This window comes from Moraxella sp. K23, assembly GCF_041154765.1.
In the GTDB taxonomy this organism is placed as follows: domain Bacteria; phylum Pseudomonadota; class Gammaproteobacteria; order Pseudomonadales; family Moraxellaceae; genus Faucicola; species Faucicola tetraodonis.
Window position 1 is genome coordinate 1,529,344 of sequence record NZ_AP031595.1, and the last position, 13,618, is coordinate 1,542,961.

At 42.1% G+C, this 13,618-nt stretch carries 16 protein-coding genes; 5 read left to right on the forward strand and 11 right to left on the reverse strand.

What is annotated here, in order from left to right; all coding sequences use genetic code 11:
- Positions 1-125: 125 nt before the first annotated feature.
- On the reverse strand, positions 126-287 hold the full coding sequence (locus tag ACAM37_RS06675; protein WP_007116336.1) for a hypothetical protein: 162 nt from the start codon (positions 285-287) through the stop codon (positions 126-128).
- 433 nt (positions 288-720) lie between these two features.
- On the opposite strand from ACAM37_RS06675, the gene ACAM37_RS06680 reads away from it, so the two are divergent.
- Entirely contained in the window at positions 721-1,779 is a 1,059-nt protein-coding gene (locus ACAM37_RS06680) for an ABC transporter substrate-binding protein (protein ID WP_369625820.1), read from the forward strand.
- Between the two features lie 98 nt (positions 1,780-1,877).
- On the opposite strand, the gene ACAM37_RS06685 is transcribed toward ACAM37_RS06680, so the two are convergent.
- Positions 1,878-2,009 (reverse strand): hypothetical protein, encoded by a 132-nt coding sequence (locus ACAM37_RS06685; RefSeq protein WP_369625821.1) that lies wholly within the window; start codon positions 2,007-2,009, stop codon positions 1,878-1,880.
- 126 nt (positions 2,010-2,135) lie between these two features.
- Positions 2,136-2,387 (reverse strand): hypothetical protein, encoded by a 252-nt coding sequence (locus ACAM37_RS06690; RefSeq protein WP_076774410.1) that lies wholly within the window; start codon positions 2,385-2,387, stop codon positions 2,136-2,138.
- Positions 2,388-2,902: 515 nt separating this feature from the next.
- Between ACAM37_RS06690 and ACAM37_RS06695 the strand changes: the two genes are divergently transcribed.
- From ACAM37_RS06695 to ACAM37_RS06710, 4 genes are all read left to right on the forward strand, one after another.
- A complete protein-coding gene (locus tag ACAM37_RS06695) occupies positions 2,903-3,895 on the forward strand; it encodes an ABC transporter substrate-binding protein (protein ID WP_472826341.1) in 993 nt (330 codons plus the stop codon).
- A 180-nt stretch (positions 3,896-4,075) separates the two neighbouring features.
- Complete coding sequence (locus ACAM37_RS06700) at positions 4,076-4,981, forward strand: ABC transporter permease (protein WP_309592855.1); 906 nt, start codon at positions 4,076-4,078, stop codon at positions 4,979-4,981.
- Positions 4,982-5,059: 78 nt separating this feature from the next.
- Positions 5,060-5,854, forward strand: a complete 795-nt coding sequence (locus tag ACAM37_RS06705; protein WP_369625822.1) for an ABC transporter ATP-binding protein — start codon at positions 5,060-5,062, stop codon at positions 5,852-5,854.
- A 227-nt stretch (positions 5,855-6,081) separates the two neighbouring features.
- Positions 6,082-6,414 carry a hypothetical protein gene (locus ACAM37_RS06710; protein ID WP_096488671.1) on the forward strand — a complete coding sequence of 111 codons (333 nt, stop codon included), beginning with the start codon at positions 6,082-6,084 and terminating at the stop codon, positions 6,412-6,414.
- A gap of 77 nt (positions 6,415-6,491) precedes the next feature.
- Here the strand turns inward: ACAM37_RS06710 and radA are convergent, their stop codons facing one another.
- The 8 genes from radA to ACAM37_RS06750 form a co-directional block, all read right to left on the reverse strand.
- Entirely contained in the window at positions 6,492-7,889 is a 1,398-nt protein-coding gene (radA, locus tag ACAM37_RS06715; RefSeq protein WP_278932375.1) for a DNA repair protein RadA, read from the reverse strand.
- Positions 7,890-7,903: 14 nt separating this feature from the next.
- Positions 7,904-9,022 (reverse strand): GIY-YIG nuclease family protein, encoded by a 1,119-nt coding sequence (locus ACAM37_RS06720; RefSeq protein ID WP_201664472.1) that lies wholly within the window; start codon positions 9,020-9,022, stop codon positions 7,904-7,906.
- Positions 9,023-9,024: 2 nt separating this feature from the next.
- Positions 9,025-9,462, reverse strand: a complete 438-nt coding sequence (locus ACAM37_RS06725; protein ID WP_369625823.1) for a PACE efflux transporter — start codon at positions 9,460-9,462, stop codon at positions 9,025-9,027.
- A 24-nt stretch (positions 9,463-9,486) separates the two neighbouring features.
- Positions 9,487-10,230, reverse strand: coding sequence for an LPS export ABC transporter ATP-binding protein (gene lptB, locus ACAM37_RS06730; protein ID WP_007116346.1), 744 nt, complete (start codon positions 10,228-10,230; stop codon positions 9,487-9,489).
- Between the two features lie 57 nt (positions 10,231-10,287).
- Entirely contained in the window at positions 10,288-10,797 is a 510-nt protein-coding gene (gene lptA / locus ACAM37_RS06735; RefSeq protein WP_099807794.1) for a lipopolysaccharide transport periplasmic protein LptA, read from the reverse strand.
- Positions 10,798-10,992: 195 nt separating this feature from the next.
- Positions 10,993-11,565: an LPS export ABC transporter periplasmic protein LptC gene (gene lptC / locus ACAM37_RS06740; protein ID WP_369625824.1), complete on the reverse strand. Its 573-nt coding sequence runs from the start codon at positions 11,563-11,565 to the stop codon at positions 10,993-10,995.
- Positions 11,566-11,743: 178 nt separating this feature from the next.
- Positions 11,744-12,268, reverse strand: coding sequence for a KdsC family phosphatase (locus ACAM37_RS06745; protein WP_007116349.1), 525 nt, complete (start codon positions 12,266-12,268; stop codon positions 11,744-11,746).
- Positions 12,269-12,325: 57 nt separating this feature from the next.
- A complete protein-coding gene (locus tag ACAM37_RS06750) occupies positions 12,326-13,294 on the reverse strand; it encodes a KpsF/GutQ family sugar-phosphate isomerase (protein WP_313420947.1) in 969 nt (322 codons plus the stop codon).
- Positions 13,295-13,618: the final 324 nt, after the last annotated feature.

The window sequence follows — 13,618 nt, forward strand, 5'->3', positions numbered from 1 at the left end:
ATGAGCTGAAACATTTTGACACATTCTTAATCATTTTTTTGATCACAACAAAAAACCGCTGATAATTACCAGCGGTTTTTTTATTAAGCTATCCTAAATATCAAAAAATCGATAATGTAGCCCGATTAACGGTCGCTTTTGCTAACGCTAATGCGAACGGGTATAGATTTTCGATTGGCTCTAACCGGATTAGCTGACTTATTGTATTGGCAATAATGGGGTGCTTCAGCCGAAGGTAGAATAGCACCAACTACTAATACGCCTGCCATCAAGTTTGATGAGTTCATATAGCCTCCTTGTTGAGTTAGTGTACGATGATTCCATCTATGAATCATTTACCTTTACTAAGCACAGACATGTTTAACTTAATCAACGCTGCAACGAATCGTTTAAAAAAGATAAATAATGCTGCGAGTAGAAGTTGTATTCTAAAAGATATCGAAAGATTTTCATACCATTTTATTATGACAATTTCATGAAATATTAAATAATATTTATACTTTATGTTTCAATTAAGGACTTTATGTAATTAAACCTACTCATATAGTGGTATTCATAAAAGGTTTTGTTAATAAGCTACTGTTTATCAAAGAGCTTATAAAATCTTCTAATCCATAAAAATTTAGCCATAGTCGCAAACTTTTATTTATGTTATAGCAAACTAGTACGTTGAAATGATATACTCTGCTTACAAAACAATTTTGATGATTGGGGAATACTATGTTGTCATTCACACACGGTCAATTGTCCGCTATCTGCGCCATTATTGGATTATCTTTAGCCGCCTGCTCACCTCAGAAACCACCCGCGCAAGCTGCAGACACGTCTAGCAAACCCTCAGCCACTGCCAGCCAAAAACCCAATAAAACCATCGCCATTTCTGCGATTGTGGCACACCCATCGCTCGACGCCATTCGCCAAGGTATTATTGATGAATTGGCTGCTGAAGGGTATATCAAAGGGCAAAATCTAACCGTAAATTTTCAGTCAGCACAAGGCAATACGGCAACGGCAGGACAAATCTCCAAGCAATTTGTCGCTGATAAACCTGATGCTATCGTGGCAATCTCCACCCCTACTGCCCAGTCGTTGGCTGCCGCTAGCAAAGAGATACCGATTGTTTATACAGCTGTGTCGGATCCTGTGGCTGCCAAGCTTATTACTCAACAAAACACCCCGACTCAGCCCAACATCACAGGTTTATCCAGCCAATTACCGCTAGCACCGCAGCTCGACTTTATGCAAAAAATCATGCCGTCAGCTAAATCCATTGGCTATGTGTTTAGCGCAGGTGAAATGAATTCGGTGGCGCTGCGAGATAAACTCAGCATTGCGCTACCAAAGCGTGGCATGAACTTAGTGGATATCCCAGCCAACCGTCCCACTGATATTGCCATGGCAACTAACAGTCTTGGCGGCAAAGCCCAGTTGATTTATACCTCAATGGACAATAATGTGGCGTCGGCATTTGAATCAATGGTGCAATCAGCCAATGCACTAAAACTTCCCATCATCGCCTCCGATGAGTTTAGCGTCCGCCGCGGCGCTACGGCAGCACTCGGCGTCAATGATTATGACTTTGGACGTACCACAGGCAAAATGGTAGGCAAAATTTTGGATGGCACGCCTGTCAGTCAAGTTAAACCCGAAGTAATGAACCAATTAACTTTATATGTGAGCCCAAAACATGCACAAGCCCAAGGCTTAACACTAAATCCTGAACTATTAAAAGGCGCGATTAACGTTGATACTACACCCGAGCGAAAAATTGACAAATAATTGTTATGGGTAAATAAAAAAAAACCCGCCTAACTAAATAGACGGGTTCTTCAAACTCGGCAGTGAAACGATGCCTTATTTAAAGCACATTTAAAAATTTAAAGCACATTTAAAATAACACGTGTCGCTTCAAGCACATCAAGTACGCGGTTGTCAACACGTAGGCGCACTTCACCTGGACGCGGGCGACTGATAACCTTCGCCTGGCGATAAGCACTGTTATTTAACACATAGACATTACGGTCATTATATCGCTTGACGCTGTAATAACGACTGTCTAGTTTTTTTGCCCAGCCTGGTGGTACCGCTTTACCACGTGCGACATTTTTTTGTAGACCTGGGGGTAATTGGCGATACTAATCATGGGTTAGGTAGCGACCCGTACGACTATCGTAGTATCGATTATCACCTCTGTCGCGGTCTCTATCATGGTTTGTGTTGTAACGTTGGTTTTCTTTACGGTCATATTTATAGTGTTTCTGTTGCTGTTTCCAGTTTTTGTCTTGTTTATATTGAGCCTTACTATGACCAGGGTCTGCCAAAACAACGGGTGAAGCCACGAACGAGCCCGCTAAAAGTAAGCTAGTTAATAATGTCGATTTTTTCATTGTTATACACCTTTGTCTGTACCTTGTATAAGTAATTTTGTATGAAGCTATATTATAAAATTAAAATGTAACTTAATATGACAATGCTGTGGTAATTTTCTTTCTACTTAAAAACAATGCGCGATAACTTATTAATTAGCTGATGACTTAGCGAATTATTATTAAAAAATGATACATTAGCGAAATGAGGCAGATTGTTATGTTATAGGAATTTATCAGAAAATGCCTTTTTAAGCAGTTACCCAAAGCTTTAATCATGATTGGCAAACTTGCCTAATACATATAACGCTATGCGACTGCAAAATTAGCTGATAAAATGTAAATAATGTTTAACAATGCTGTAGGATATTGTTATTGAAGTGTAAGATTTTCCTTTTTAAGATTTACCTTTTTATAACCTTTTTAATTGTTACCCTATGGATGGATTTTTGGAGTGATATATGTTGAACGCTATATTTGGTGTTTCTCGTTTGACCAAAGCAATGATGCTAGGTGGAATTTGTATGGCAAGCCTGATGGGCTGCAGCCAATCTAACAATAAAACAGCTGATGCCAGTACTGCAAGCACAGCAAGCGCAACGACAGCTGCGTCAGGCGATACCAAATCTGTTGCTATCACGGCAATCGTTGAGCACCCAGCATTAGATGCCGTTCGTCAAGGTGTGATTGAAGAGCTTGGCAACGAAGGCTTTAAAGAAGGTCAAAACCTAAAAGTAAATTTCCAATCAGCCCAAGGCAATACGGCGACTGCCGGTCAAATTGCCAAACAATTTGCTGCGGATAAACCCGATGCCATCGTTGCTATTGCTACCCCATCGGCGCAATCCGTCATTGCAGCGACCAACTCAATTCCTGTTATCTTCTCTGCGGTTACCGACCCTGTCGAAGCGAAACTGATAAAATCTTGGGAAGCCTCTGGCACCAACGTGACAGGCGCATCAGACATGTTGCCACTTGAGCCACAGATTGAGCTGATGAAAAAAGTCGTACCAAATCTCAAATCAGTCGGCTATGTATACAGCCCAGGGGAAGTCAACTCAACGGTGGTACTGAAAGCGCTTGAAACAAAATTTAAACCGATGGGTATCAACATCGTTGCGGCACCTGCACAGCGCACTACCGATATTCCCCAAGCCACTCGCGGTCTACAAGGTAAAGTTCAGCTCATCTATACCTCACTTGACAACAACGTGGTATCCGCTTATGAGTCGCTTTACCAAGCGGCTAAAGAAATCAAAGTCCCTCTAGTGGCGTCCGATACGGACTCCGTTGCCCGTGGTGCAGTCGCGGCAATGGGTATTAACTACAAAGATTTGGGCATCGAAACAGGTAAAATCGTTGGACGCGTCCTAAAAGGCGAAAAACCGGGTACCATCAAGCCTATCACGATGAATAAGCTTGACTTATACCTTAGCCCAAAACATGCGCAAGAAGTTGGCATTACGCTGCCACAAGAGTTAATTAGTCAGGCAGCCGAAGTAGAACCTGCGCCAAAAGCTAAACAATAAATCATTCGTTAGTTTTAGCTGTTTTAATGTGATTGCAAATTTAATTTCCCAGTGGCAACTAAAGTTTCAAAGCGCGTATTTGTACTTTAGTCGCATTACGCTTAACGCCACTTGGTTTACCTTAACACCTGACTGCTTGTTGAATTAACAAGCGGTCTTTACTTTTTTGTGTGAACAGTTATGTCGTTACTTGCTTTATTTGGTGCCCTAGAAAGCGGTCTAATCTATGCGTTAGTGGCTTTGGGCGTATACATTTCATTTCGGGTGTTAGATTTTCCAGATTTGACCGCGGATGGTAGTTTTCCCTTAGGCGGTGCTGTCGCAGGCGTGGCAATCATTGCGGATGTCAACCCTTGGCTGGCTTGTATCTTTGGTATGCTTGCTGGCGGTGTTGCAGGTTTGGTAACGGCTTGGCTACATGTCAAACTTGGTATTTTACAGCTACTCTCCAGTATTTTAGTCATGGTCGCGCTGTATGCCGTCAATCTACGTATTATGCAAGCGCCAAACTTGGCATTGCTCGGTGAGCCAACAATATTTGGCGAACTGGTGACTGATAGTAACGGCTATTGGATGCGCTGTGTGGTGATTGGTGGTGTGGTGATTGCTGCCAAATTATTCCTAGACTGGTTTTTTAGTACTGAGATGGGCTTGGCAATGCGGGCAACTGGCTCTAACCTTAAAATGTCACAAGCACAAGGGATTGCTACCTCTCGAAGTATCTTGCTTGGGATGGCGATTTCTAACGGGCTGATTGCGCTTGCTGGTGCGATTTTTGTGCAAACCCAAGGCGGTGCCGATATTTCCATTGGTGTTGGCACCATTGTGATTGGTCTTGCCGCCGTTATCATTGGTGAAACCATTATCCCTGCCAAAAAAATGCTGTGGATTACCCTATCTGCTATTGTCGGGGCGATTCTTTATAAATTCTTTATCCAAATTGCGTTGTCAAATGATACCTTACGTGCGATTGGTTTTGGTCCTCAAGATGTTAACTTAGTCACCGCACTGCTGGTGGTGATTGCTTTAATCCTGCCAAAAATCAAATCAAAAATCTTAAGCAATCGCCATAAGCATGCTGCTTAACTTGGCATCAAATAGTTGATTTTAGCTTTAGCACTTAACAACTTATAAAGTAAAAGTAAAGTAAAAGGACAATGCCTTATGATGAACGCAGACAACCTACGATTGACATTCAATCCTGGTACGCCCATCGAAAACCCTGCCTTACGTGGCATCAGCCTGCGTATTGAAGCGGGTGAATTTGTCACCGTCATTGGCACCAACGGCGCAGGTAAGTCGACGTTTTTAAATGCCGTCGCTGGCACGATTCGGGTCGATAGCGGCAAAATCACCTTAAACAATATTGACGTGACCAAAAAATCTGCCCACCAACGGGCACATTGGGTAGCACGGGTTTTTCAAGACCCAATGGCAGGTACTTGTGAAGCCTTAACCATTGAAGAAAACATGGCACTTGCTTACAAGCGTGGCGAATCGCGTTTTTTAAAAGGCGCATTGAATCACAAAAACCGTGAAATTTTCCGTGAAAAACTGGCGATTTTAAAATTGGGGTTAGAAAATCGACTCACTGACCGTATGGGTTTATTATCAGGCGGGCAACGCCAAGCGGTTAGCCTATTAATGGCATCCCTGCAGCCGTCAAAAATTTTACTACTCGATGAACACACGGCTGCCCTTGACCCAAAAACCGCCGCTTTCGTCTTAGAACTGACCGATAAAATCGTCCAAGAAATCAATCTCACCACCATGATGGTCACTCACTCCATGCAGCAAGCGCTCAATCATGGCACGCGCACCGTCATGCTACACCAAGGGCAAGTGGTACTAGACGTATCAGGCGATGAACGCAAAGGCATGACTGTCCATGATTTACTCAATATGTTTGAACGCACCCGTGGCGAAGTGGTAGAAGATGATAGCTTAATTTTAAGCTAAGTTAACTGCGCCCAATTAAATACGGTGTGTCAAATACGGTGGGTTAAATAGAATAAGTTAAATAAACCCTAGCACTTAACATGATGAAGATGGATAACATAAGTTATCCATTTTTTTACACACAGTGATAAATTAATTCTTCATAATAACACTGGATAAGCAAGCAGTGACAATACTGCTATTTTTCTCAATTTTAATTATAAAAAACAATATCCTTTGAGGTCATTATGTTTGATTTAAAATCACTTGTTACGAAAGCTGTCGAAGACAAAACGTTAAATGTCAATGAATACATCTTTATGCCAGAGCGCGTAGATATGATGGTAAAAGATGGACGGTTAAGCTGTGTATTAAATACCAATGGTAAAGTTGATTTTATTTACCATAAAAATGGTATTACTGAAGTGCGTTCAGGTCTACGTAAAAGTCCGTTTACCTCGTTTCGCAATGAGCTTCACTATGGCGTGTATGATGATGTGGTGGATGAAGTGATTGAAGCAGTTGAAAAAATCATTGGCAGTCAATCCAAATACTTTAATTTTGCGGCTGATGCAGAATAAAAAAGTCAATTATAAAAAAGCTGAAACATTACTTTTCAGCTTTTTTTATATCTTTTATTTATAGATGATTCCTTTATTTATAGATAATTAAAGGCGCTATCAATCGCATCATCTAATCGCTCAACCGCGATAATTTTGAGACCTTGATATTGCTCTAATTGCGTTTTGGGTGCATTGGCTTTGGGTACAATCGCATGGGTAAAGCCATGTTTCACCGCTTCTTTTAGACGCTCTTGACCATTGGGAACAGGTCTGATTTCACCCGACAAGCCCACTTCACCAAATACTGCCAGGGTATAAGGCAAAGGCTTTTCCTTGATACTAGACGCACAGGCCAATAACACCGCCAAATCTGAGCCGGTTTCAAGCACCTTGACCCCGCCTACCACATTGACATACACATCTTGCCCATTGGTTTGGATACCGCCATGGCGGTGCATGACTGCCAGCAACATGGCTAAGCGCTGATAATCTAAACCTAATGCCATGCGCCTAGGTTGTCCTTGCGATTCATCGACCAGCGCTTGTACTTCAACCAGTAGCGGTCTGGTACCTTCACGGCTAACCATGACCACTGAGCCTGCAATCGGTTTATCATAGCGACTTAAAAATATCGCCGATGGATTTGCCACTTCTTTGAGTCCTGCGTCCGTCATGGCAAAAATGCCCAGCTCGTTGACGGCACCAAAACGATTTTTCACCGCACGAATCATTCGAAAACGGCTGTCTGATTGCCCTTCAAAATACAGCACCGCATCCACCATATGTTCTAGCACGCGAGGGCCTGCTAGCGCCCCTTCTTTGGTCACATGCCCGACCAAAAATAACGCTGTACCCGTTTGCTTGGCATAGCGCGTCAGAATCGCCGCTGATTCACGGATTTGACTGACTCCGCCTGGCGCGGATTGGATAGCTTCGGTAAACAAAGTCTGAATGGAGTCAATGATGGCGACGGCTGGTTGCTCTTGGGTTAGGGCTTGGCAGATCATTTCAACATTGGTCTCTGCCAATACTTTTAAGTTGTTATTGGGTAACCCCAAACGACTAGCTCGCATCGCCACTTGTGACAACGATTCTTCACCCGTAATATACAGTGCACTGCCGGCTAGACTTTGGTTTTCTGCCATGTGAATCGCCGTCTGTAGCAAGATAGTGGATTTACCAATACCAGGATCACCCCCAATCAGCACCACAGAACCTGCTACTAAGCCGCCGCCTAACACCCGATCAAACTCACCAACACCCGTTGGTAGCCTAGTATCGAGTGACATAGGCACTGCATTAAGTGGCATGACGCTCGATTGTTCGCCCGCGTAGTTGCTGGCTTTTTTGGTGACAGGTTTATGATGTGGCATGCTGACCGTCGGCGCTTCGACAAGGCTATTCCAGGCGCCACATTCGGCACACTGTCCCGACCATTTACCGAAGTTTGCGCCACATTGCTGGCACACATAGGATAATTTTGATTTTGCCATTTTTGTCTTTTATTTTATTTATTTGTGAAAATAAGTATTAGTACGCTAATTAAGATTGCAATACAAACTACCCATACTATAGTATCTCTAGTTTTATGACTTTCTATTTTCGATTTGTTGATTGTATTGATTGGGTTTATTTGGGATGATCTGTTATATTCCTCTACGGAATTTTTTGCAGTATAAATATTTCTACTCTCAATATACTCCCATTCCATTTTAGTGCATTTTATTATCTCTTGCTGTTCCACAGAAATCCTTTCTGCTTCTGCACGTTTTTGGTCTTCATCTATTTTTCTACATCTCAAACGTTCTCTTTCGATTTCTTCTAATCGTCTTTGCTCTTGCTCGATAGCATCAGCTCTAGCTTTTTCTTCAACTTTCCTTCTACCTTCTTCTATCAACTCATCTATTGTTGCTCTTTGTGCTTCAATCGTGACTTTTTCTTTATGACTTAACTGGTTTTTAGTTGGGTTAGTTTGAACAGTGCCTATTGGGATTTGATAAATCTGTTTTTTAGGGCGTTTACTTTTCGTATTTGAGCTAGATAATAATTGAATTAGTGTTTGATTAGGAAATTCGAATTCATAACCCAGTTCATCAATTTTATTCAATAAGGTTTGTAAATTAATATCAAAAATTTCACTTGCTTCAACAGATTTATTGTCCTTATTAAACGGTCTCTTAACTTGATAATCTGAAAATTGTAACTGAATCTTATGCTCAACTTCACCCATCTTATCTTGATATGAATAAGCAACTAACTGCCAGTCATTGATTTCGCCATAATGTTGAGAGTTTAACGAGAAAATCCTCTTTTTGTAATCCTTTGCACAGCCAACTTTTAACAATTTATTTTCCAAAGAGATTGCGATATAAACATATCCAGATAAATTCTTTCTTTTGACGTAAGCGATTTTTGCAGGGTCACAGATAACACAATGACCATAACGAGTTCTTAATTCATGCCCGCCATTCGAGCAACGTGTAACACCATAGGCAACTAAATATCCGTTTTCTTTCATAAACTCTTTATAATCTTTAGATTTCCACCCTGTAGCATCAAAGACTTCTTCAAGTGGAATTGCATGTTTTAATATAAAATCCATATTTTCTTTACTGATTTCTGCCATTTTTAATTTCCTTTTATCATTCTCGCCCTAACCCAATCATATACCCAATAAAACACAAACCCATATACCAAAATAAGTAAGGTCAACGAAATATCGAGCATAAACGCTTGCCACAATCCAATATTCATCACCCACATAACCAGTGGTAAGGTAAAGCCCAACAAGCCACCTTCAAACCCCACTATATGCAGTACCCGTAGCCATAGCGGTCGAGCCAGTTTTTCACCGGTAAAAAATTTATCAAACAATAAGTTATAAATAAATGTCCAAATCATGGCGATGAGTGAAATGCCAATCAGTAGCGCCAATATACTTGAGTTATGCTGCGATTCACTACCCGTAAAGCCAAAAAAGCTGAGTAATTTTACCCAGCCTAATGATAGCAGTATGGCGATTGTCTCAAATAAAATCGCTTGCCAGATGCGTGCTTTGGTGGTCATCACGTTTTGCCTTGAACAATCTTGCTAGACCATGAAGTTTTCACCCAAGTAGACCTTACGTACTAACTCATTGTCTAAAATATGCTCTGGCGTGCCTGCCGCAATAATTTGTCCTTCACTGACAATATAGGCATGCTCACAGATAGCCAAAGTCTCACGCACGTTGTGATCGGTGATGAGCACGCCGATACCGCGCTGTTTGAGCTTAATAATCACCTCTTTGATATCGCCTACTGAAATCGGGTCGACTCCCGCAAAAGGCTCGTCAAGCAAAATAAACTTGGGATTTGAGGCAAGGCTGCGAGCAATCTCACAGCGTCTGCGCTCACCGCCTGACACGCTCATCCCTAATGAGTGGCGCACATGACCCAAATTAAATTCCCCAATCAGCTGCTCAAGTTGCTGCTGCTGCCCCGCTTTATCCAAATCTGTGCGAGTTTGCAAAATCGATAGAATATTTTCTTCAACGGTTAATTTGCGAAAAATTGACGCTTCTTGCGGTAAGTAGCCAATGCCTGCTGCGGCGCGCTCGTGCATAGACAATGCCGACAAATCTTGATTACCGAGCTGTATTTGCCCTTTGTCCATATTGACCAGACCAACGACCATATAAAAGCTGGTAGTCTTACCCGCCCCATTTGGACCAAGTAACCCAACCACTTGTCCTTGTTCTACCGAAAAAGACACGTCTTTAACCACCCAACGCTTGCCATAGCGTTTGGCAAGGTGCTGCATGATTAGAGTCTGGTTGGCTTGCGGTTGTGACATAATAAATCCTAGAACTAAACAATGGCAATAAACAAAGCGAAAGCAGATTAAACAATACTAGCGATTACGAACGCCCACACGGTTCGTCGCTTGTGGCGGAAATACCAATTCAACTCGTTGGTTATTCCCTGCTTTTGCCTCAATATCACCCACTTTTAGACTGTAATGGATAACATTGCCAGAAAAACTACCGCCATTTTGGGTCAAACGCGCATTACCCGTGAGGGTGACAAGCCCTGTTTTGACATTGTAATCAATTCGATTCGCCTGACCTTTCGCCAAGCCCTTCTCTTGTGTCACAATTTGTTGAATAGTGGCAGGACGCCCGGTTGCGACTGCACTTTCAATGGCGCGGGTTTGCGTCAAATTGACGGTTAAATTATCCGCCGCCATTTTGAGCGTGCCTTGGCTGATGGTGACGTTGCCTGTATAGCTTGTCACCCCAGAGCGCTCACTGTACGTCGCTTTGTCTGCCAACAACCGAATCGGCTCATTGGCGTCTGATGGCAAGGCGTTTGCCACGTTCGATGCCGCAAGGATGCCAGCAATTGACACACCGCCAGCCATTATTAATTGTCGAGTCTTCACCACAATCATGTTAAACCTTTTATATAAAAATTTTAAAATCAACAATATAGATTAAATTAGCACCGAAGTTAAAGATTTTTGATACTCACTTAAATCCCGTCAACATCGCAACTGAATGACTATCTTAACAGTAGCCACTCTACTCCATAGAGATAGGGTTAGGGTTAGGGTTAGCTACTGTGCAGGTTGAATCATCACACTCACTTGTCCAAAACCGTAATCACCCGTTGCCAAGTCACCACTAAATTGTTTGGCATCAAACCGATTATTCCCATGGATAAAGGTAAGCGGTTCATTAGTCATTACTGTATTATTGACCAAGTCACCGACAAAGTTTTTACCTATCATTTTAACGGGCAAATTCGACATACTGGTATTTTGGGTGAGCAACGGAACGCTGGTTAAGGTCACGTTACCTATCAGTTTGGCAATCTGCTTATTTTCATCCAATTGTGCTTGGTCTGCCACCAAGGTTACTTCACGCTCATTTTTTGGACGGATAACAATCTGCGGCTTGGACATCACGGCGGTATTGGCATTTTGGTAATGGGTTACCTGTGCCGCTATTAACTGATAGCCAACACTACCTGTTTCCGTCGTTTGTAGCGCTTTGATTTGCTCTGCTTGGTAATCAATATCGGTCGGTTTGAGGGATACTTGGGTCAAGCGAGCATCGTTTTGCGCATAAAAATAGGCCGATACGATAATAAATAATAAGCCTAAAATAAATAGCGTTTTTGTTGACACGATTGCCACCTAACATTGCCAAAAAATTTGATAAAAACGGACGTTACCACACTAAACCGCATACGCAAATCACTTAAAACAAATTGCTTAAACTAAATCACTTAAAATAAACCACTTTCAAAAAAAATCACTTAGAACAAATCCCTTAGCATAAATCCCTTAAACCAAGTTATATGACCTAAACCACATAACTGGCCAAAATATCATCGTAATGACCCGTTGCTTTTAAAATCAAATCACATAACTCACGAACTGCCCCTTCTCCGCCTGAGCGCGTGGTAACCATGTCGACCCGTTTGATGACTTCGCCATTAGCATTTGCCACGGCTACAGCAAATCCGACGGATTGCAAGGCTTTGATATCTGGCCAATCATCACCGATATAAGCACATTCTGCTAGCGAGATACCAATATTAGCTAACAATTCATTGAGCGCCGTCAATTTGTCTTCCCGCCCTTGCACTAGATGGGTAATTTTTAATTCTTTGGCGCGATGCGTGACAATGGCGCTAGTGCGACCCGTTATAATGGCAGTTTGAATACCTGCTTGGTGAATACGCTGAATACCAAAGCCATCTTGAACATTAAAGCCTTTGGTTTCAACACTGTTGGCATCATAGATAATTTTTCCATCGGACAACACACCATCCACATCCATGACCAATAGTTTAACGTTTTTTGCTTTAGTGAGCAGACTTTGCATGACCTTATCCTTATTATTGTAAGCCTAGTTACTTTAAAAGTAGTTATTTTAAGCCTATTAATTCACACCCGCATGCAGTAGCTCATGCAAGGTCAAAATACCCGCTAAAGTCTTATCATCATTAATGATTAATAGCTGATTTATCTTTTGTTCATTCATTAATGTCAGCGCATCAGACGCACGCATATCAGGATTGACGGACTTTGGATTGGTTGACATCACCTCACTAATCGGCGTATCAAGCCCCAATTGGCGCGCTAAGCCACGGCGCAAGTCGCCATCGGTGAATACGCCCACGACTTGATTGTTTGCATTGGTAATCACCGTCATCCCCAGTCTGCCACCCGTCATGCTGAACAAGGCTTCGTTAAGCGTCGAGTGCTCATGAATGGTTGGCAGATTATTCACATGCATCAAGTCTTTTACTTGGGTTAATAATTTGCGACCCAATGCCCCCGCAGGGTGTGATAAAGCAAAATCTTCTGAGGTAAAATGCTTACTATGCACCAACGCAACCGCTAACGCATCTCCCAGTGCCAAAGTAGCTGTGGTACTGGATGTCGGTGCCAATCCAAGGGGACAGGCTTCTTCAGACGCCCCTAAAGTCAACGCCACATCGGCAGATCTTGGTAAAATACCACGTTTGTCACGGCTGATACTAATGAGCGGAATACCCAGTTTTTTTACCACGGGCAGTAACGTGCGGATTTCATCTGACTCACCTGAGTTCGAGATGCCAATTAACACATCGCCTTTGACCAACATGCCTAAGTCGCCATGACCTGCTTCACCAGGATGCATAAAAAAAGACGGCGTTCCCGTTGAGGCAAAAGTCGCTGCAATTTTGCGACCAATAAGCCCTGACTTACCCATGCCTGTCACCACTACACGCCCCTGACAGTTTTCAATCAAATGGCAAGCGGTCACAAATCGTTCATCTAGCTGTTCAATCAGCAAATCTAAAGCATGTTGTTCTGTTTTGATAGCGTCTTTGGCATGCTTTAAATAATCAACCGATGCATCCAAGATAATTCCTCACTAATTTTTCAAGATGGCTGTTGGTGCGCTTTTTTTGGGCACTTATCTTTATGCGCTTATTGCTATACGCTTATTTGGGCGTTTGATAGTTAGCATAAACAATCTTTAAAGCTAAAAATTTAAAATTTTTTAAACTCTGATTATCATAGCGTAATTTAAGCTAATATTCACGGGATAAGTCCGAAAATACATATTTTGACAACATTTCATCGAGTTTATATTAACAATCTAGGCATTGCTAAATCAGTTCCAAGTAAACTATAAAAGACAAGTTATAAAAGCTATAAAAAATGGCGAACACTGATAGGGTTC

Excerpts from the sequence above, each read along its gene's own strand:
- ACAM37_RS06675 (WP_007116336.1), bottom strand. The coding sequence starts at position 287 with ATGAACTCATCAAACTTGATGGCAGGCGTATTAGTAGTTGGTGCTATT.
- ACAM37_RS06680 (WP_369625820.1), top strand. The coding sequence starts at position 721 with ATGTTGTCATTCACACACGGTCAATTGTCCGCTATCTGCGCCATTATT.
- ACAM37_RS06690 (WP_076774410.1), bottom strand. The coding sequence starts at position 2,387 with ATGAAAAAATCGACATTATTAACTAGCTTACTTTTAGCGGGCTCGTTC.
- ACAM37_RS06695 (WP_472826341.1), top strand. The coding sequence starts at position 2,903 with ATGGGCTGCAGCCAATCTAACAATAAAACAGCTGATGCCAGTACTGCA.
- ACAM37_RS06700 (WP_309592855.1), top strand. The coding sequence starts at position 4,076 with ATGTCGTTACTTGCTTTATTTGGTGCCCTAGAAAGCGGTCTAATCTAT.
- ACAM37_RS06705 (WP_369625822.1), top strand. The coding sequence starts at position 5,060 with ATGATGAACGCAGACAACCTACGATTGACATTCAATCCTGGTACGCCC.
- ACAM37_RS06710 (WP_096488671.1), top strand. The coding sequence starts at position 6,082 with ATGTTTGATTTAAAATCACTTGTTACGAAAGCTGTCGAAGACAAAACG.
- radA (WP_278932375.1), bottom strand. The coding sequence starts at position 7,889 with ATGGCAAAATCAAAATTATCCTATGTGTGCCAGCAATGTGGCGCAAAC.
- ACAM37_RS06720 (WP_201664472.1), bottom strand. The coding sequence starts at position 9,022 with ATGGCAGAAATCAGTAAAGAAAATATGGATTTTATATTAAAACATGCA.
- ACAM37_RS06725 (WP_369625823.1), bottom strand. The coding sequence starts at position 9,462 with ATGACCACCAAAGCACGCATCTGGCAAGCGATTTTATTTGAGACAATC.
- lptB (WP_007116346.1), bottom strand. The coding sequence starts at position 10,230 with ATGTCACAACCGCAAGCCAACCAGACTCTAATCATGCAGCACCTTGCC.
- lptA (WP_099807794.1), bottom strand. The coding sequence starts at position 10,797 with ATGGCTGGCGGTGTGTCAATTGCTGGCATCCTTGCGGCATCGAACGTG.
- ACAM37_RS06745 (WP_007116349.1), bottom strand. The coding sequence starts at position 12,268 with ATGCAAAGTCTGCTCACTAAAGCAAAAAACGTTAAACTATTGGTCATG.